Source organism: Micromonospora sp. MA102 (assembly GCF_025460765.1).
GTDB lineage: Bacteria > Actinomycetota > Actinomycetes > Mycobacteriales > Micromonosporaceae > Micromonospora > Micromonospora halotolerans.
Window position 1 is genome coordinate 1 of sequence record NZ_JAMWEG010000009.1, and the last position, 16,403, is coordinate 16,403.

18 protein-coding genes and 1 tRNA gene are annotated in these 16,403 nt (G+C 73.3%); 8 read left to right on the plus strand and 11 right to left on the minus strand.

The window, feature by feature from the left end:
• Positions 1–58: 58 nt before the first annotated feature.
• The 3 genes from NFX44_RS18990 to NFX44_RS19000 all read right to left on the minus strand — a co-directional run bounded on the left by NFX44_RS18990 (position 59) and on the right by NFX44_RS19000 (position 3,911).
• On the minus strand, positions 59–1,915 hold the full coding sequence (locus NFX44_RS18990) for an acyl-CoA dehydrogenase (protein WP_262284905.1): 1,857 nt from the start codon (positions 1,913–1,915) through the stop codon (positions 59–61).
• Between the two features lie 138 nt (positions 1,916–2,053).
• On the minus strand, positions 2,054–3,181 hold the full coding sequence (locus NFX44_RS18995) for a PP2C family protein-serine/threonine phosphatase (RefSeq protein ID WP_262284906.1): 1,128 nt from the start codon (positions 3,179–3,181) through the stop codon (positions 2,054–2,056).
• 100 nt (positions 3,182–3,281) lie between these two features.
• Positions 3,282–3,911 (minus strand): septal ring lytic transglycosylase RlpA family protein, encoded by a 630-nt coding sequence (locus NFX44_RS19000; RefSeq protein WP_262284907.1) that lies wholly within the window; start codon positions 3,909–3,911, stop codon positions 3,282–3,284.
• A 205-nt stretch (positions 3,912–4,116) separates the two neighbouring features.
• On the opposite strand from NFX44_RS19000, the gene NFX44_RS19005 reads away from it, so the two are divergent.
• From NFX44_RS19005 to NFX44_RS19015, 3 genes are all read left to right on the plus strand, one after another.
• On the plus strand, positions 4,117–4,656 hold the full coding sequence (locus tag NFX44_RS19005; protein WP_262284908.1) for a phosphoribosyltransferase: 540 nt from the start codon (positions 4,117–4,119) through the stop codon (positions 4,654–4,656).
• A gap of 40 nt (positions 4,657–4,696) precedes the next feature.
• The gene (locus tag NFX44_RS19010) at positions 4,697–5,716 is read left to right on the plus strand and encodes a questin oxidase family protein (RefSeq protein ID WP_262284909.1); all 1,020 of its coding nucleotides are present in this window, start codon (positions 4,697–4,699) and stop codon (positions 5,714–5,716) included.
• A 90-nt stretch (positions 5,717–5,806) separates the two neighbouring features.
• Positions 5,807–6,241, plus strand: coding sequence for an ASCH domain-containing protein (locus NFX44_RS19015; protein ID WP_262284910.1), 435 nt, complete (start codon positions 5,807–5,809; stop codon positions 6,239–6,241).
• A 4-nt stretch (positions 6,242–6,245) separates the two neighbouring features.
• Here the strand turns inward: NFX44_RS19015 and NFX44_RS19020 are convergent, their stop codons facing one another.
• Together NFX44_RS19020 and NFX44_RS19025 are read right to left on the minus strand one after the other, a co-directional pair.
• Positions 6,246–7,124, minus strand: coding sequence for an LLM class flavin-dependent oxidoreductase (locus tag NFX44_RS19020; protein WP_262284911.1), 879 nt, complete (start codon positions 7,122–7,124; stop codon positions 6,246–6,248).
• Between the two features lie 49 nt (positions 7,125–7,173).
• Positions 7,174–8,226 (minus strand): MerR family transcriptional regulator, encoded by a 1,053-nt coding sequence (locus NFX44_RS19025; RefSeq protein ID WP_262284912.1) that lies wholly within the window; start codon positions 8,224–8,226, stop codon positions 7,174–7,176.
• A 290-nt stretch (positions 8,227–8,516) separates the two neighbouring features.
• On the opposite strand from NFX44_RS19025, the gene NFX44_RS19030 reads away from it, so the two are divergent.
• Positions 8,517–9,605, plus strand: coding sequence for a hypothetical protein (locus NFX44_RS19030; RefSeq protein ID WP_262284913.1), 1,089 nt, complete (start codon positions 8,517–8,519; stop codon positions 9,603–9,605).
• On the opposite strand, the gene NFX44_RS19035 is transcribed toward NFX44_RS19030, so the two are convergent.
• Together NFX44_RS19035 and NFX44_RS19040 are read right to left on the minus strand one after the other, a co-directional pair.
• On the minus strand, positions 9,602–10,153 hold the full coding sequence (locus NFX44_RS19035) for an NUDIX hydrolase (RefSeq protein WP_262284914.1): 552 nt from the start codon (positions 10,151–10,153) through the stop codon (positions 9,602–9,604). The genes NFX44_RS19030 and NFX44_RS19035 overlap by 4 nt on opposite strands.
• A 31-nt stretch (positions 10,154–10,184) precedes the next feature.
• Entirely contained in the window at positions 10,185–11,078 is an 894-nt protein-coding gene (locus NFX44_RS19040) for a LysR family transcriptional regulator (protein ID WP_262285160.1), read from the minus strand.
• Between the two features lie 115 nt (positions 11,079–11,193).
• On the opposite strand from NFX44_RS19040, the gene NFX44_RS19045 reads away from it, so the two are divergent.
• The 4 genes from NFX44_RS19045 to NFX44_RS19060 all read left to right on the plus strand — a co-directional run bounded on the left by NFX44_RS19045 (position 11,194) and on the right by NFX44_RS19060 (position 13,484).
• Positions 11,194–11,550, plus strand: a complete 357-nt coding sequence (locus NFX44_RS19045; RefSeq protein ID WP_262284915.1) for a DUF1801 domain-containing protein — start codon at positions 11,194–11,196, stop codon at positions 11,548–11,550.
• Positions 11,547–11,933: a VOC family protein gene (locus NFX44_RS19050; protein WP_262284916.1), complete on the plus strand. Its 387-nt coding sequence runs from the start codon at positions 11,547–11,549 to the stop codon at positions 11,931–11,933. Before NFX44_RS19045 ends, NFX44_RS19050 begins: the two co-directional genes overlap by 4 nt.
• Before the next feature lie 67 nt (positions 11,934–12,000).
• Positions 12,001–12,999 carry an aldo/keto reductase gene (locus tag NFX44_RS19055; protein WP_262284917.1) on the plus strand — a complete coding sequence of 333 codons (999 nt, stop codon included), beginning with the start codon at positions 12,001–12,003 and terminating at the stop codon, positions 12,997–12,999.
• On the plus strand, positions 12,999–13,484 hold the full coding sequence (locus NFX44_RS19060) for a GNAT family N-acetyltransferase (RefSeq protein ID WP_262284918.1): 486 nt from the start codon (positions 12,999–13,001) through the stop codon (positions 13,482–13,484). The genes NFX44_RS19055 and NFX44_RS19060 overlap by 1 nt, the downstream gene beginning before the upstream one ends.
• Positions 13,485–13,495: 11 nt before the next feature.
• On the opposite strand, the gene NFX44_RS19065 is transcribed toward NFX44_RS19060, so the two are convergent.
• The 4 genes from NFX44_RS19065 to NFX44_RS19080 form a co-directional block, all read right to left on the minus strand.
• Positions 13,496–14,101, minus strand: coding sequence for a hypothetical protein (locus tag NFX44_RS19065; protein WP_262284919.1), 606 nt, complete (start codon positions 14,099–14,101; stop codon positions 13,496–13,498).
• A gap of 354 nt (positions 14,102–14,455) precedes the next feature.
• Positions 14,456–14,983, minus strand: a complete 528-nt coding sequence (locus NFX44_RS19070; protein WP_262284920.1) for an N-acetyltransferase — start codon at positions 14,981–14,983, stop codon at positions 14,456–14,458.
• An 89-nt stretch (positions 14,984–15,072) separates the two neighbouring features.
• Complete coding sequence (locus tag NFX44_RS19075) at positions 15,073–16,092, minus strand: GNAT family N-acetyltransferase (RefSeq protein WP_262284921.1); 1,020 nt, start codon at positions 16,090–16,092, stop codon at positions 15,073–15,075.
• 147 nt (positions 16,093–16,239) lie between these two features.
• Positions 16,240–16,313: transfer RNA gene (locus NFX44_RS19080), tRNA-Gly, on the minus strand.
• Between the last annotated feature and the right edge of the window lie 90 nt (positions 16,314–16,403).

Consider the following 16,403-nt stretch of genomic DNA (forward strand, 5'->3'; position numbering starts at 1 on the left):
GAGCTGTACGCTCGCCGGCCGCCGGTCGGTCGTCAGGGTCGAATCACCCCGTCGGGGATCAGAACGCCTCCTCCGGGAGGTCCATGATCTCCAGGTCGGTGCCCTCGATGATCCGCCGGTCGGCGCCGATGCGGGGCAGCACCTCGCGGGCGAAGAACCGGGCGGCCGCCACCTTGCCGGTGTAGAACGCCTTGTCGGTGGCGGAGACCTCGCCGCCGAGCGCCTTCAACGCCACGTCCGCCTGCTTCTGCAGCAGCCAGCCGACCACCAGGTCGCCGACCGCCAGCAGGAACCGGCGGCTGCTCAGGCCGACCTTGTAGAGGGCGCGGGCGTCGCCGCCCTGGGCCTCGGTCAGCCAGCCCATCATCACGCCGAGGATGTTCTGGATCTCGCCGAGCGCCTTGCCCAGCGCCTGCCGCTCCTCCTTGAGCTGGCCGTTGCCGGCCTCGGAGGCGATGAACTCCTGGATCTCGCCGGCGACGGCCATGAGCGCCTTGCCGTTGTCCCGGACGATCTTCCGGAAGATCAGGTCGAGGCTCTGGATCGCCGTGGTGCCCTCGTAGAGGGTGTCGATCTTGGCGTCCCGGACGTACTGCTCCAGCGGGTAGTCCTGGAGGAAGCCGGAGCCGCCGAAGGTCTGCAGCGCCTCGTGGCCGAGCAGCTCGTACGCCCGCTCCGAGCCGACGCCCTTGACCAGCGGGAGGAGCAGGTCGTTGACCCGCTTGGCCAGCTTGGTGGCCTTCTCGTCACCGGCCGCCTCGGCGACCGCGACCCGGTCCTGCCAGGTGGCCGTGTAGCAGACCAGCGCGCGCAGGCCCTCGGCGTACGACTTCTGCATGAGCAGGGAGCGGCGCACGTCCGGGTGGTGGGTGATGGTCACCCGCGGGGCGGTCTTGTCGGTCTGCCGGACCAGGTCGGCGCCCTGCACCCGGTTCTTGGCGTACTCCAGGGCGTTCAGGTAGCCGGTCGAGAGGGTGGCGATCGCCTTGGTGCCCACCATCATCCGGGCGTACTCGATGATCATGAACATCTGCCGGATGCCGTCGTGCTTCTCGCCGAGCAGCCAACCCTTGGCCGGCACGCCGTGCTCGCCGAAGGTCACCTCGCAGGTGTTGGAGACCTTCAGGCCCATCTTGTGCTCGACGTTGGTGGCGAAGACGCCGTTGCGCTCGCCCAGCTCGCCGGTCTCCTCGTCGAAGTGGAACTTCGGCACGACGAAGAGGGACAGGCCCTTGGTGCCCGGGCCGCCGACGCCCTCGACGCCGACCGGGCGGGCCAGCACGTAGTGGACGATGTTGTCGGTCAGGTCGTGCTCACCCGAGGTGATGAAGCGCTTGACGCCCTCGATGTGCCAGGAGCCGTCCGGCTGCGGGACGGCGCGGGTGCGGCCGGCGCCCACGTCCGAGCCGGCGTCCGGCTCGGTCAGCACCATGGTCGAGCCCCACTGCTTCTCGATGAAGAGCCGGGCCCACTTCTTCTGCTGCTCGGTGCCCTCGACGTGCAGCACGTGCGCGAAGGACGGGCCGGAGGCGTACATCCAGATCGGGGCGTTGGCGCCGAGCACCAGCTCGGCGAGCGACCACCAGAGGGCGCGCGGGGCGTTGGTGCCGCCGAGGACCTCCGGCAGGTCCAGCCGCCAGAACTCCGAGTCCATGAACGTCTGGTAGGACTTCTTGAACGACTCCGGCAGCGGCGCGGTGTGCGTCGCGGGGTCGAAGACCGGCGGGTTGCGGTCGCTGTCCGTGTAGCTGGCGGCCAGATCCTCGCGGGCCAGGCGGTCGACCTCGGAGAGGAAGCTGCGGGCGGTGTCGACATCCAGGTCCGTGTACGGCGCCTGGCCGAACGTCCGGTCCGCCCCGAAGACCTCGAACAGGTTGAACTCGAGGTCCCGAAGATTGCTCTTGTAGTGGGTCATGCTCGCTGGCCCCGCTTCCGGACAGGTGTTACCGATCAGTAACTCCAGACTGTATTACTCGCCGGTAGCCAACGACAAGCCGATCTCGGAAGTGACAGCGATTACACACTTCCGGTTCACCCGACGGTGGCCGTCGGCTCAACTCTCCGCCGCGCCGACCTCCCAGCTCGGCACGGGCGTGGCGGCGGCGCTGCGCGGCCCGGTGTATTCCATCAGGACCAGCGCGATGTCGTCGTCGAGGCGGCCGTGCACCCACTCGACCAGGGCGGTCTCCAGCGAGGCCAGACCGTCGGCCACGGTGCCGTGGCCGAGCAGCCGCCAGGCCCGGTCGGCCGTCGGGAAGAACTCCCCGTCCCGGCGCGCCTCGCCCAGCCCGTCGGTGAAGAGCAGCAGCCGGTCGCCCGGCTCCAGCCGCTCCACCCGGGGCCGCACCACCGGCATGAAGCCGAGCGGCGGTGCGGGCGCCGGCGGTTCGAGCGGGATCACCGCGCCCCGGCGCAGCAGCAGCGGTGGCGGGTGGCCACAGTTGACGATGGTGAGGGTGCCGCCCCGCTCCTCGACCAGCGCGGCGGTGACAAAGTCCTCGTCACCCACGTTGCGGGCCACCGCCCGGTCCAGGTCGGTCACCACCGCGCGCAGGTCCGCCCGCTCGTACGCCACGTGCCGGTAGGAGCCCAGCACGATGCTGGCCAGCCGGACCGCGTCCAGCCCCTTGCCGCGCACGTCACCGATGATCATGCGGACGCCGTACGGGGTGTCCATCGCCTCGTACAGGTCGCCGCCGATCTCGGCGGTCGCCGTGGAGGAGATGTAGCGGGCGGCTACCGCCAGGGTGCCGACCTGCGGGCCGAGCGACCGGAGCACCGCCTGCTGGGCGACCGAGGCGAGCCGGGACAGCTCCGCGATCCGCTCGGACTGCCGCTCGCGGACCGCCGCCACGGCGCCGGCGATCGCGGTGGCCAGCGCGATGCCGGCCACGTTGACCGCGGTGACCAGTGACATGGTCTGCTCGGCCAGCGCGAACGCGGCCCCGATCCCGGTGGCGAGCAGGCCCACCCCGAGCACCACCCGCCAGGACGCGAGCGCGGCGGCGAGGAACGGGGCGGCCACCATCAGGGCGATGTAGTGCGCCGGACGCCCGTCGGCCAGCTCGACGGCGGAGACGATCGCGAGCAGCGCGAGGGCCGCGCCGAGGCCGGCGCGGGATCCGGGGCTCAGTGGGCCGCGGCCCGACTGGAAGGGTTGCGTGCGTACACCGGACAGCATGCCTGATGGACGTGAACGGGTGAATGAACCTGACCCGTCGTCCGAGGATGTTCTGGCCGGCCGGATCCTGTCGCCGACCCGATCGCCGCCGGTCACCCGGTCAGCCGAGGACCTCGTACCTGACGGTCAGCTCGCCGAGGTCGGTCGAGGCGATCGCGGCGAAGGCGGCCCGGGACAGGTCGATGCACCGGCCGTCGATGTACGGACCGCGGTCGTTGATCCGCACCACGACGGACTTGCCGTTGGCCGGGTTGGTCACCCGTACCTTCGTGTTGAACGGCAGCGTCTTGTGCGCGGCGGTCAGCGCGTCCGGGTTGAACGTCTCGCCGTTCGCCGTCATCTGCCCCTCGTCGTAGAAGGACGCGCCGCAGGAGCCGCTGTCCACGACCTTCGCGGCCGTGGTGGTCTTCTTCGCGGTCGGCTTCGGGCTCGCGGTCCGGGTCTTGCTCCGGGAGGCCGCCTGGGTCCGGGTCGCCGTCGGGCTCGGGGTGGCCTTCGGCGAAGGGCTGAGGCTCGGCGAGGCGCTCGGCGAGGCGGACGGCGACGCCGAGCTGGGGGCGAGCGTGCTGGGCAGGGCCTCGACCGCGGCCGGGGTCGCGGCCGGCTCGGCCGAGGTGAGCTGGACGGCGCCGACCGTGCCGCCGATGGCGAGCACGACGCCGACGGCCGCAGTGGCGGCGATGCCGGCCGGCGAGGAGAACTTGCGGGTACGAAGGTGCCTACCAGCCACCGCCCGGTCCTTTCGTCTGCTGAACAAACCGGCTCGGACCGTAACGAGAGAAGCACTTCGGAAGTCAACGTGATCATGGTGCTATGCCCACATTTACCCTGGTACGTGTAGCCGATCAAGCTAGCACCACTCCACCGAACGTAGGAAGGAGTGCTGGCCGGGGCCGGTGGGGCCTCGCCTGGTGCCGGTGCCCCAGGATGGAGGCGTGCTGAGCCGACGCCTGGTCGAGCTGTTCCGCTGGGTCGACCCCGGCCCGGGGAGCAGCCATCTCGTCAGCGACCTCTCCGCCTGGTGGCGCGATCCCGAGGTGCTGGCCGGGGTCGGGCCCGCCCTGGCCGGCCTCTTCCCGGCCGCCCGGCCGACGGTCGTGATCGCCCCGGAGGCGACCGGGCTGCTGCTCGGTCCGCTGGTCGCGGTGGCCGCCGGCGCCGGGTTCCTGCCCGCCTACAAGGACGGCGGGGAGCGGCGGCGGGTCGGACCGATGCGCTGGGCCGGGACGCCCGCCGACTACCGGGGTCGGCAGCTCCGGATCGGGGTGGACGCCCGACACCTCGGCCCCGGCGACCGGGTGCTGCTGGCCGACGACTGGGTGGCCACCGGGGCGCAGCTCGACGCGCTGCACCACCTGGTCCGGGACAGCGGGGCCGAGTTCGTCGGCACGGCCGCGCTCGTCGCGACCTGTCCGGCGCCGGTCGCCGAGCGGCTCCGGGTCCGCGCCCTGCTCAGCGGAGACCAGTTGCCGTGAGGGTTGACCTCAAGGGCGCTTCAACTCCGATGATCGACGCATGGACGACGGCATCCTGGACGAGGCGTACCAACGGCTGCACCGGACCGGCCCGGAGTTCGAGGGCTGGCTCTCCAACCACGGGCCGATGGCGGTCGAGGCGCTGGTCCGCCACGGCCACGGCACGCGCGTACACCGCTGGCTCGACGACTACCTGCGCCGGCTGGACGAGCTGCCCCGCGGGTTGCGACCGATCGACGACTGGCGGGCCGCGCTGGGCGACCCGAAACGGGCCGGCGACTGGCTCGCCCACTTCGACCGGGAGCTGCGGGAGCGCCCCTGGCACCAGGTGCTCGGCGACTGGTGGCCGCGGCTGCTGCCGGGCATCGCGGCCGGGGCCACCCACGGGGTGATCCGGGTCGGGCACGCGGTGCGGGTGCTGCGTACCGACGGGGAGAACCCGCAGCGGCTGGCCGAGCTGGGCCAGGCGCTCGGCTACTGGGCGGCCCGCTGGCAGCCGGTGCCCGGCGCCGGCCCGCTCACCGGACGGTCCGACGTCCCGACCGCGCTCGCCGCGGTGCCCCGCATCCCGGCCCAGACCGGCGGGATCCGGGACCGGCTGGGCCGGCTGACCGACGTAACCGGATGGCCCGGCGCCGTCGCCGCGCTGCACCCGCCCGCCGACCCGGTCGCGGCCGAGCGGACCCTCACCGACCTGGTGCACCGCACCGCGCTGGACTACCTGCGGTTCGGGCACGGCAACCCGGTGATGCTGGTGCACGCGGTGACCGCACCGACCGCGGTGCTGCGCACCCTGCCGGCCCTGGACCCGGGGCTCTGGGCACCGAGCGTCGCCGCGGCCTGGTCGGCCACGGCCGCCGTGACCTCGGTGTACGCCCCACCCACGCCGGCCCCCGCACCCGCCGTGACCGACGGCGAGCCGGCGGAGGTGTTCGCCCGGGCGGCCCGGCACGGCGACGAGCACGTGGTGAAGCTGGCCGACGCGGTGCTGGAGGCGCACGCGGCGACCGGCGACGCCCGGGTGCTCACCGCCGCCGGCTACGCCGGCCAGCTCATCTGAGGACGTCGTCGACGGCGTCGCAGACCTCGGCTCGTGGGCGGCGGGCGAATTCCCGCGACGGGCCGGCGGCCGGCGGTTAGCCTCGGCAGGATGTGGCCCCGCATCGGTGGACTCCGCACCCTCGCCCTCGGCACGCCGGGCGAGCTGCGCACCACCCTCAACACCCTCGTGCTGTCCGGCGTGAAGACCGCCACGGCCGGACTGCTGACCGACGAGTACGCCACCGAGAACGAGGAGCTGGAACACGTCGGCGAACGCCTCGTCCTGGTGGACGACGACGACAAGCTGATCGGCGTGGTCGAGGTCACCGGCGTCGAGGTGGTCCGTTTCGCCGACGTGTCCTGGGATTTCGCCCGCTCGGAGGGTGAGGGGGACCGGTCCATCGAGGAATGGCGCGAGGGCCACCGCCGCTACTGGGCCCGGGTGGGCTTCCCCGTCGACGACGACTCGCAGGTGGTCTGCATCCGGTTCCGGCTGGTCTCCGCCGGTGACGGCGGCATCAGCACCGGCGACCTGGGCACCTGACCGGTCAGAGCCGGCGCAGCTCCGGCAGCAGCTCCGCCGCCCGGACCAGCACGGCCTCGTCGCCCGCGTACCAGCTGCTGGCCCGGGGCCAGTGGGTCACCACGTCGGTGAAGCCCAGCCGGGCGGCACGGGCGACCTGCTCGGCGAAGAAGTCCGCGTCGCGCAGCGAGAAGACCGGCGCCGAGTCCAGCGACAGGTAGCGGTCCAGGGTGGCCGGGTCGCGTCCCGCCTGCTCCAGCGTGCCGTCCAGCCGGGCGGACAGCTCCGCCACGCTCGACCACCAGCTCTCCAGGTCGTCACCGCCGAGACCGGTGGTCACCCAGCCCTGCCCGAAGCGGGCGACCAGCCGCATCGAGCGGGGCCCGTTCGCGGCGACCACGAACGGCACCCGGGGCTGCTGCACGCACCCGGGGTTGTTCCGCGCGTCGACCGCGGCGAACCACTCGCCGCGCCAGGTCGTGCCGTCCTCCCGCAGGATCAGGTCGAGCAGCTCGGTGAACTCGGCGAACCGGTCGACCCGCTGGCGGGGCGGCAGGGTCTCCCCGCCGAGGACCGCCGAGTCGAAGCCGATGCCGCCCGCACCGAGGCCGAGCAGCACCCGCCCCCCGGAGACGTCGTCCAGCGCGGTCACCTGCCGCGCGAACGCCGCCGGATGCCGGAAGTTCGGCGAGGCGACCAGGGTGCCGAGACGGATCCGGGAGGTCACCGTCGCGGCGGCGGTCAGCGTGGTCATCGAGTCGAACCAGGGGCCGTCGACCAGGTCGCGCCACCCCAGGTGGTCGTAGGTCCAGGCGTGGTCGAAGCCCCACTCGTCCGCCTGCCGCCAGCGCCGCCGGGAGTCCGACCAGCGCTGGTCGGGCAGGATCACGATGCCAATTCGCATGATCGCCAGGGTACGACCCGGGTCGGACAGGCCGACCCGGGCCGGGGGACTACCCCTCCACCAGGTCGGCGACCACGCAGGCGATGTTGTCGGGGGCGCCCGCCGCGTACGCGAGGTCGACCAGGCGCCCGACGGCGGTCTCCGGGTCGTCGGCCCCGGCGAGCACGGCGTGCAACGCCTCGGGGTCGACCACCGCCGCGAGCCCGTCGGAGCAGAGCAGGTAGCGGTCGCCGGCCAGGGCGGTCCGCAGTGCGAGGTCCGCCTCGACCTCGCCGGCCCCGAGCGCCCGGGCCAGCAGGGCCCGCTGCGGATGCGCCCCGGCCTCGGCCGGGCTGAGCTTCCCCTGGTCGACCAGCGACTGGACGTAGGTGTGGTCCTGGGTGAGCCGGGACAGCTCGCCGCCACGCAGCAGGTACGCCCGGGTGTCCCCGACGTGCACCAGGGCCAGCCGGCTGCCGCGCCGCAGGACGGCGGTGAGCGTGGTGACCGGCTGGTGCGCGGCGGTCGCGTGGGCGCGTACCGCCCGGTCGGCGGCCCCCACCGCGTCGGCCAGCGCGGCGAGTAGTTCGGTGGCCGGCGCGTCGGCCGACTCCAGCGGCCGCAGGGCGTCCACGGCCGCGGTGCTGGCGGATGCCCCGCCCGGGCCCCGCATACCGTCCGCCACGGCGAGCAGCGTCCCACTGGCGTACGCGGTGTCCTCGTTGGATTCCCGGACGGCGCCCGTCTCGCAGCGGACGGCGTACCGGAAGGTGGTGTCGGACATGGTGGTGCCCCTCTCGGTGAGCTGGTCGACGAGGAGCGCGACGGCGCGGCCGCGGGCGGCCGTGTCGGCGCTGACCCGCCGCCACCAGGCGTCGACCGCCTCGGCGGCGGCGTCCGGCGGCAGGCCGCAGACGGCCCGGATCTCGGCCAGCGGCATGCCGGCCCGGCGCAGCGCGGCGATCAGCCGGGCCCGGTCGAGCTGTCCCGGCGCGTAGTACCGGTAGCCCGAGTGCGGGTCGACGGCGGCGGGTGGCAGCAGCCCCAGCTCGTCGTAGAGCCGCAGCGCCTTCGGCGTCAGGCGCGCCGCGCGGGCGAACGCTCCGATGGTCAGCAGCTCCACAGGCCCATCCTCCCGCCCCGGTCGCGTCTCCTCGTGCCGGTCGCGGCGACCGGCACGGACCAAGCTGGGCCTTGCCGCAGGGGCAGGGTCAAGGCGTTGACGATGTATCGATCACTTACATATGTTGCTCACCTCCAACGGCCTCGACGCACGGCAAGCCGAGACCGTCCGGCTGCGCCGGCTCACCACGGCCGCCGAGAGCCGGCTGCGCGCCCTGCGCCCCCGCACCGCCTGACCCGCGTCCCGGGCCGCCACCGGCCCACCACCCGAACGACCTGAAGGGGACGGCCATGCCACCGACGGGGGACCCCCTCGCCCGCCGCTACCGGCGCCTGCTGCTCGCCTATCCGCGCGCCTACCGCCGCGAGCGCGGCGAGGAGATCCTCGGCCTGCTGCTCGACGGCGGGCCCGCCGGGCGGACCCGGCCCACCCTCCGCGAGGCCGCCGACCTGGTCCGGGCCGGCCTGCGCTGCCGCCTGGGCCGGCCGGCCAGCCGCACGGTCGGCGTCTGGGCGGTCCTCACGGCGCTGATCTGCGGGCTGTTCACCGGCGCGCTGGCCGCCCGGGCCGCCTGGGAGACCTCCCGGCCGCAACCCGACCGGGCCGAGTTCACGGCGGTCTTCGCCGAGGCGTTCCCCGGCCACCGGCTCGGCGAGGACGTGTCGACCGCCCCCGCGCTGTTCGTCATCTACGGCCAGCCGCTGTCCCGGGCGTCCCTGCGCAACCTGCTGCTCGGCGACGGTGGCGAATACCAGGAGGGGTCGGCCGGCGGCTCGGCGACCGGCCCGATGCCGACGCCGGAGGCGCAGACGCTGGCGACGGCGCAGCGGCGCCTCCGGGACGCCGGCTGGCGGGTGTACGAGCCGACCTCCGAGGTGCTTCTGACCTGCGCCGACCCGCGCTGCGACCCGGCGAGCCAGCCGGTCGAGACCGTCCTGGTGGCCCGCCGGGGCGACACCGTGCTGCGGGCCACCTTCGACGATCCCCGGTCCTTCGGCTCGTACCTCTCCGTGGCGCTGCAGCGGGCCGCGCCGCCGGCCGTGCTGCCCGTCGCCGTGCTGGCCGGGCTGCTCGGTGGCGCGCTGGCCTGGCTGGTCTTCGGCTGGGCGAGCCGGCGCACCGAGGGCCGCCGGCGGGCGCCCCTGCTGCTGGGCATCACCCTGTTCCTCTGGTGGGTGCCCGTGCTGCTCGCCACGTCGTCGCTGGCCCGGCACCACCTCGACGAGCCGCACCCGAACTGGCACCCGCTCTGGGAGTGGCTGGGTCAGCCGACCCTCTCGCTGTTCTTCCTGCTCGGCCTGGCCAGCGCGCTGGTCCTGCTGCTCACCGCGCTGACGCCGCGCCGGCACCCGCGCCCGCTGACCGTGGGCCTCGGCTAGAGCTTCGCCAGCATCCGGCGCAGGTGCGGCTCGACCGTCCCGGGCGCGGCCTCGGCCACCTCGCGCGGCATCCACCAGCGGACGCCCCGGAACTCCGCCGGGTCGGGGATCAGCTTCTGGTCGCGGCTGCCGGCCAGCACGTACCAGAGGGTGACGTCGGTGTGCCGCTCCTCCGGCGGGCCCACGGTCTCCGTCACCGTGAGGAAGGCCGGGCGCTCGCCGAGGGCCGGCGCGAAGACGGCCGGCACGCCCAGCTCCTCCAGCATCTCCCGGCGCACGGTCTGCGCGGGGTGCTCGCCCGGCTCGACGTGACCGCCGCTGGGCAGCCACATCCCGGCGTTGCGGTGGTCGACCAGCAGCACCGCGCCGTCCGTCTCGTCGCGGAGCAGGAAATAGGCCACCAGGTGCGGCGACGGGGTGCGCGGCTTCACCCGACGGAAGATGTCCTCCGTCGCGGCCAGCCAGGCCAGCGTCGTGGCGCGGTGCCGCGCCTCCTGCTCGTCACCCGGCGTGAGCGCCTCGACCAGCGCCCGGATCTCGTCCCGCACGCCGCCATGCTGCCAGCCGGGTCCGACAGTCTCAGGCCGCGGGGGCGGGGTTGGCGTCGACCGCCGCGCGGACGAACTCGCGTACCCGGGTGGTGGTGTTGCTGGCCAGCCACACCGGACCGCGCCGGATCGGCGGCGCGTCGTGGATCGGCACGTAGGCCAGGTCCGGCCGGGCGTGGTAGTGCCGGGTCTGCTCGCCCACCGGCAACACCCCGCGCCCCATCGCGACCAGGGCCAGCATCTCGGAGAAGGTGTTGCCGGCCGGGCCCCGCGGCACCGGCCGGCCCGACGGGGTCCAGTCCGGCGTGCGGTCCCGCTTGAAGGCGGCCGAGGTCACCGCCGGGTACTGCACCACCGGATGGTCGGCCAGCGCCTCCAGCGACACCGACTCCGCGCCGGCCAGCGGATGATCCGCGGCCACCGCGAGCACCCGGGCCTCGTGCAGCAGCGCCGGGCCGTTCGCCATGCCGTCGAAGGGGTACGCGGCGATCAGCACGTCGATCGTGCCGTCCCGCAGGCTCGACCGGGTGGTCGCGAGCGGGGCCTCGTGGACGTGCACCACACAGTCCGGGTGGCGCTCGGTGAACAGGGTGACCGCCCGGAGCAGCACCGGGGCGGTCGACTCACCGACGTACGCCACCCGCAGTTCGCCGGTGAGCCCGCGCCCGGCGTCGACGGCGCGCTGGACCGCGTCCGCCATGCCGGCGACGAGCGGTCGCAGGTCGTCGGCGAGGCGGGCGCCGATCGGGGTGAGCCGGACCACCCGGCTGGTCCGCTCGAAGAGCGGCGCTCCGATCCGGCGTTCCAGCTTCCGCACCACGTGGCTGATCCGCCCGGTGGTCACCCGCAGCCGCTCGGCGGTCCGCCCGAAGTGCAGCTCCTGGGCGAGGGTCAGGAACGTCTCGACCTCGTACCGCTCCAGCACCGCCGACCCCCACCGTTGAATCCTGGTCAACGATCGTAGTCCGATCGCGTCTTGGTCCGGACGGCGCCGCCGACGAGGGTTGACGGTGTTCCCGACGCACTCAGGAGGACCACCGATGGACCCCGTCACCACCTATCTGACCGGCCTCGACGCGCCGAGGCGCGGGACCGGCGAGAAGCTGCGTTCCGTCGTCGAGGCCGCGCTGCCGGAGGCCACCGGGGCGATGTGGCACGGCCAGCCGGTCTGGGGGCTCGGCGACCGGCCGGGGAAGACCCCGCTCTGCCTGGTCAAGGCGTACCCGGCGTACGTCACCTTCGGGCTGTGGCGGGGGCAGGACGTCGCCGACGACTCCGGCCGGCTCGTTTCCGGCGCGCGCCGGATGTCCTCGGTCAAGCTGCACGGCGTCGACGAGATCGACCCGGAGCTGTTCACCGGCTGGCTGCGCGCCGCGTACGCGCTGGAGACCCGGTGAGCGCCGTGCGGGTGACGGGCTTCGACCACCTGGTCCTCGCCGTCACCGACGTCGAACGGTCCCTGGAGTTCTACTGCGGCACCCTCGGCCTGGCGCCGGTGCGGGTCGACCGGTGGCGGGCCGGTGAGGTGCCCTTCCCGTCGGTACGCGTCAACGCCGACACCATCATCGACCTGGTCCGTGGCGAACCGGACGGGTCGAACGTGGACCACTTCTGCCTGGTGGTCGAGCCGCTCGACTGGGCCGAGGTGGTCGACTCCGGGGTGTTCACGGTGCTGACCGGGCCGGTGCCGCGCTTCGGCGCGCGGGGCACGGCCACCTCGATCTACGTCCGCGACCCGGACGGCAACACCGTCGAGCTGCGCTGGTACCCGGGGTCTTGACTTCCAGTTCGCTCGAAGCCGCAGAGTGGCAACCGGCAGGACCACGACGCGGACCGGGGAGCGGATCATGAAGCGCACGTTGGGGCGGAGCGGCATCGAGGTCAGCGCGCTGGGCATGGGCTGCTGGGCGATCGGCGGCCCGTACGCCGGTGGCGCCAACCAGTACGGCTGGGGCCGGGTCGACGACGACGAGTCGACCCGGGCCGTCCGCCGGGCCCTCGAACTCGGCGTCACCTTCTTCGACACGGCGAGCAGCTACGGCGCCGGGCACAGCGAGGTGGTGCTCGGCAGGGCGCTCGGCGGCGACCGGGACCGGGTGGCGATCGCCACGAAGTGGGGGTTCACCTTCGACGAGCGGACCCGGGAGGCGCTCGGCACGGACAGCAGCGTCGCGTACCTGCGCAGGTGCCTGGACGGCTCACTGCGGCGGCTGGGGACCGACCACGTCGACCTCTACCAGCTCCATCTCGGCGACCTGCCGGTCGCGGAGGCCCTGGACCTCGTCGCCCCGCTGGAGGACCTGGTCACCGCCGGCAAGATCCGGGCGTACGGCTGGAGCACCGACGACCCGGAGCGCGCCGCGGCCTTCGCCGACGCGGGCCCGCACTGCACTGCCGTGCAGCACGACATGTCGGTGCTGGCCGACCGGCCCGCGATGATCGAGCTGTGTGAACGGGCCGGGCTGGCCAGCATCAACCGGGGACCGCTCGCCATGGGCCTGCTCAGCGGCAAGTACGCCGACGGCCGCACGGTGCCCCGGGACGACGTGCGCTCGCAGAGCTACGACTGGATGACGTACTTCCGCGACGGCGCCGGGGCGCCCGAGTGGCTGGCCCGGGTGGAGGCCCTGCGGGAGGTGTTCGCCACCGGCGGCCGTACGCCGACGCAGGGCGCGCTGGCCTGGCTCTGGGCCCGCAGCGGGGCGACCGTCCCGATCCCCGGCTGCCGCACCGTCGCCCAGGTCGAGCAGAACGCCGCCGCGCTCGCCCAAGGCCCGCTGCGGCCGGACGAGTTCGCCGCCGTGGAGGATCTGCTGGCCGACCTGCGGGTTGCTAGCGTCGCCTGATGCCCGCACTCGAACGGCTCGCCGTCCGCCACGCTCCGGCCCTGCTCCGCTTCGAGCAGGAGAACCGGGCGTACTTCGCCCGGTTCGTGACGGACCGCGGCGACGACTACTTCGCCGAGTTCGCCGATCGGCTCGCGGGCCTGCTGACCGAGCAGGACGCCGGGGAGTGCCACTTCCACGTCCTCGTCGACGGCGACGACGGGACGGTGCTGGGCCGGTTCAACCTGGTCGACGTCGCCGACGGCAGCGCCGAGCTGGGCTACCGGGTGGCCGAGCGGGCCAGCGGACGCGGCCTGGCCCAGGAAGGTGTCCGCCGGGTCTGCGCGCTGGCCCGCGACGAGTACGGGCTGCGCCAGATGGTCGCCTCGGCCGCGCTGGCGAACCCGGCCTCCCTGGCGGTGCTCCGGCGGACCGGGTTCGTGCCGGTCGGGGAGGTCCTGCTCCACGGCGAGCCCTCCCTCCGGCACGTCCTCGACCTCACCTGAGGCCGCACAGGTCAGGCCGCGCGCACCGGCATCCCGTAGATCCCCCCGTCGCCGACCTGTGCGCTGTCGACCAGCATCGGGTTGAGGCTCCACAGGGCCGCCAGCTTGAGCACGTCGTGTTCGTGCGGCGCCGACTCGTACCAGGCGTCCCAGTCTTCCTCCTGCCAGTTCCGCCAGTTGTCGCCCCAGCCCCGGAGGCCTTTGCCGACCTCGCGCTCGGCCGGCGTGACGTCACCGATGAACAGCGGGACGTCGCCGTCGAAGGTGGCGAACGCCCGCACGACGACCCCGTCGACCGCCCGCACCCATCCGTGGGAGGACCATCCCCGCTCGTTGACGAAGAACTGGACCTCACCCAGGCGCGCGCTCAGGGCTGCGAACCATTCCGGGAACCGCGGATCGGTGGCGCTGTAGTCGAACGTCGCGAGATCGCGCCGGCCGTGCGCCAGGGTCCACCCGTCCACGGGACCGGCCACGAACACGCCGGAGACGTACGCGCGGTCGACGCCCTCGTCCCAGGAGAGACGCTCACGGTCGGCCAACCGCAGCACGTCGGCGACCTCCTCCGGGCTTCGCTCCCGCACGGCGAGCCACGTGGTCTTGAAACCAAACCCCATGCGGCTCATCATCGCGTCGACAGACCACCGGCGGCATTCCGCCATCCGGTCGTCTCCGACGCCAGGAACGCGGATGGAAGGCGGGCGAGGGCAGCGGGTCTGAGCCTTCGGTCAGCGACGGTTGCGGGACCGGCGAACCGCCCACACCCCGCCGACGATCGCGACGACCGTGGGCGCCAGCCAACAGATCGCCAGGAGCGAGAGGTGCCCCGGCTTGACAGTTCCCATGGCCGAGAGGACAGGTCCCACTTGCCACGCTGCTCTCCCCGCTCGGAGGCGGAAGCGCAGCCGCACCTGCGCCGGCCCGCGGATTCCCTGCGCAGGGCGGGAACCGCTGCGGGTGATGGGGCTCCGTCATCGCCGCGCGCTGCGGAAGCCCTGGTAGCCCATGATGTGCACCGTCTGGGACGGGTTGAGGGCGAAGGGTATCGCCTTGCCGGTCTCGGCGAACCCGAGCTTGCGGTAGAACGCGCGGGCCCGCGGGTTGTCCTCGTGGACGCCCAGGGTCAGCCACGCCGCGTCGATGTGGTCGCGGGCGAAGCGGATCGCCGCCGTCATCAGGGCAGCGGCGGGTCCTGCCGGGCCGCGGTGCGCCGGGGTGACGTAGACCGCGTAGACGTGTGCGTGGTCGGAAACCTCGGCGAGCGGCGCGACGGCAGCGGTCCCGACCCAATCGCCTGCCTCGCCGGTGGCGACGAATGTCGCTGACGAGGCGGAGTCGGCCTCGCGGGCCGCGTCCCGCTGCCAGACGCTGTCGCACAAGGCGGTCGCCTCGGCCAGTGGCGTGCTGAACGCCGTCGGTGAGTCCTGGAGCGCCTCCAGTCGGATGGCCCTCAACTGCCGCCATTCGCCGGCGGCGATGCGACGTATGTGGTAGCTCATGAAGGCCATTCTCGTTGTGTGGCGGTGACGAAAATCGAACCCGCCCGGCCGGCTCGGAAACTGCAGGCGGGCAGGTTGCCGCGTTGTGCCTACGTGGCGGGCACCGACAGTTGAAAGACCGACCAGCGGTCCACCGGCTGGAAGCCGAGTACGGCGTTGACCGCCCGCATGTGCGTGTTTTCCTCGGCGTTCCACGCGTCGATGACGCGCAGCGCCGGCTCGTGGGCCCGTGCGTACGCATGGTTGGCCGACTTCACGATCAGGCCGAGACGCCGACCTCGGTGGGCCGGCTCCACGATCGTGACCCGCTGCCGCGCATGAGTGTCGTCGTCCGCCTCGAACGACAGTTTGGTGCGGGCGATGATCTGGCCGGTCGCATCGTGCCGGGCCGCCGTCGAGTAGGCGCGGTGGCCGCGACCCAGTTCGGTCGCCTCCTGGCCGCGCACCCGGTCGGCGTCGTACCGCTCCTGCTCGACCGCCAGGTCACCGGTGGGAGCGTCGAGCATGAGCCGGCTCTGCAGCGCGGCGACATCCTTGATGATCTCTTCGGGTACCACGTCGCGCCACTGCACCAGCGAGTACCCGTCCGCGTGGGTCCACGCCTCGGCGAGCGTCGTCTCGGCGGCCCCCGGATGGTCGGCGATCCGGCACCGGGATCTGACGCTGGTCACGCCGGGCCGGTGAGCGCGGTTGGTGAGGTAGCGGTAGCCGGCTTCGTCGCGGGCAACACCGCCGGGCAGCGCCCGCACCGTCTCGATCTCGATCAGGTTCCGGCAGTGCCGTCGGGCGGCCGCGTAGACCTCCTCCAGCAGCCTGGTGCCGATGCCGCGGCGCCGGTGCTGCGGGTGCACGATCAGCTCCAGGCAGACGATGCCCAGGTTCGCGGCCTGGGGCAGCAGGTACGACGCCGCGCCGACCACCCGGTCCCCATCCCAGGCCAGCAGTGCCTCCTCGGTCAAGGTGGGCCACGGGTGCTCGAACCGGGCCGTGTGATCCCGTCGGCTGGGTGTGGGGAAGTCGGGCAGGTCGTGGCGGGTGACCGCGACCATCAGGTCGTACCACCGGCCCATCGCCACGGAGTCGACCGGATCGAGCTGGGTGATGGTCATGCCCGCATCGTCCGGCGGGCCTGCCCGAGCAGCAACCGGATTGCGTCGCCGTGACGACCCACGAGTCCGACCGCGATCGCACGGGCCACGGCCTGGGAACGTCGAAGGCCCCGGCTCGGACTCGTGTCCTGGCCAGGGCCTGTCGCGTGGAGCGGGTGACGGGAATCGAACCCGCACTGTCAGCTTGGGAAGCTGATGTTCTGCCATTGAACTACACCCGCAGGCGGGACCACTGTACAGGAGGTCACCACCTCCGTGCACCCAGGTACCCCCGTGGCCGGCCACGCATCGACCGAACGCGACGCCCCGGG

What these genes read in the sequence shown, in the direction of transcription:
- NFX44_RS19075 (WP_262284921.1), bottom strand. Translation starts at nt 16,092, where the DNA reads ATGACCATCACCCAGCTCGATCCGGTCGACTCCGTGGCGATGGGCCGG.
- NFX44_RS18995 (WP_262284906.1), bottom strand. Translation starts at nt 3,181, where the DNA reads ATGCTGTCCGGTGTACGCACGCAACCCTTCCAGTCGGGCCGCGGCCCA.
- NFX44_RS19045 (WP_262284915.1), top strand. Translation starts at nt 11,194, where the DNA reads ATGGACCCCGTCACCACCTATCTGACCGGCCTCGACGCGCCGAGGCGC.
- NFX44_RS19070 (WP_262284920.1), bottom strand. Translation starts at nt 14,983, where the DNA reads ATGAGCTACCACATACGTCGCATCGCCGCCGGCGAATGGCGGCAGTTG.
- NFX44_RS19065 (WP_262284919.1), bottom strand. Translation starts at nt 14,101, where the DNA reads ATGGGGTTTGGTTTCAAGACCACGTGGCTCGCCGTGCGGGAGCGAAGC.
- NFX44_RS19060 (WP_262284918.1), top strand. Translation starts at nt 12,999, where the DNA reads ATGCCCGCACTCGAACGGCTCGCCGTCCGCCACGCTCCGGCCCTGCTC.
- NFX44_RS19015 (WP_262284910.1), top strand. Translation starts at nt 5,807, where the DNA reads ATGTGGCCCCGCATCGGTGGACTCCGCACCCTCGCCCTCGGCACGCCG.
- NFX44_RS19020 (WP_262284911.1), bottom strand. Translation starts at nt 7,124, where the DNA reads ATGCGAATTGGCATCGTGATCCTGCCCGACCAGCGCTGGTCGGACTCC.
- NFX44_RS18990 (WP_262284905.1), bottom strand. Translation starts at nt 1,915, where the DNA reads ATGACCCACTACAAGAGCAATCTTCGGGACCTCGAGTTCAACCTGTTC.
- NFX44_RS19055 (WP_262284917.1), top strand. Translation starts at nt 12,001, where the DNA reads ATGAAGCGCACGTTGGGGCGGAGCGGCATCGAGGTCAGCGCGCTGGGC.
- NFX44_RS19010 (WP_262284909.1), top strand. Translation starts at nt 4,697, where the DNA reads ATGGACGACGGCATCCTGGACGAGGCGTACCAACGGCTGCACCGGACC.
- NFX44_RS19030 (WP_262284913.1), top strand. Translation starts at nt 8,517, where the DNA reads ATGCCACCGACGGGGGACCCCCTCGCCCGCCGCTACCGGCGCCTGCTG.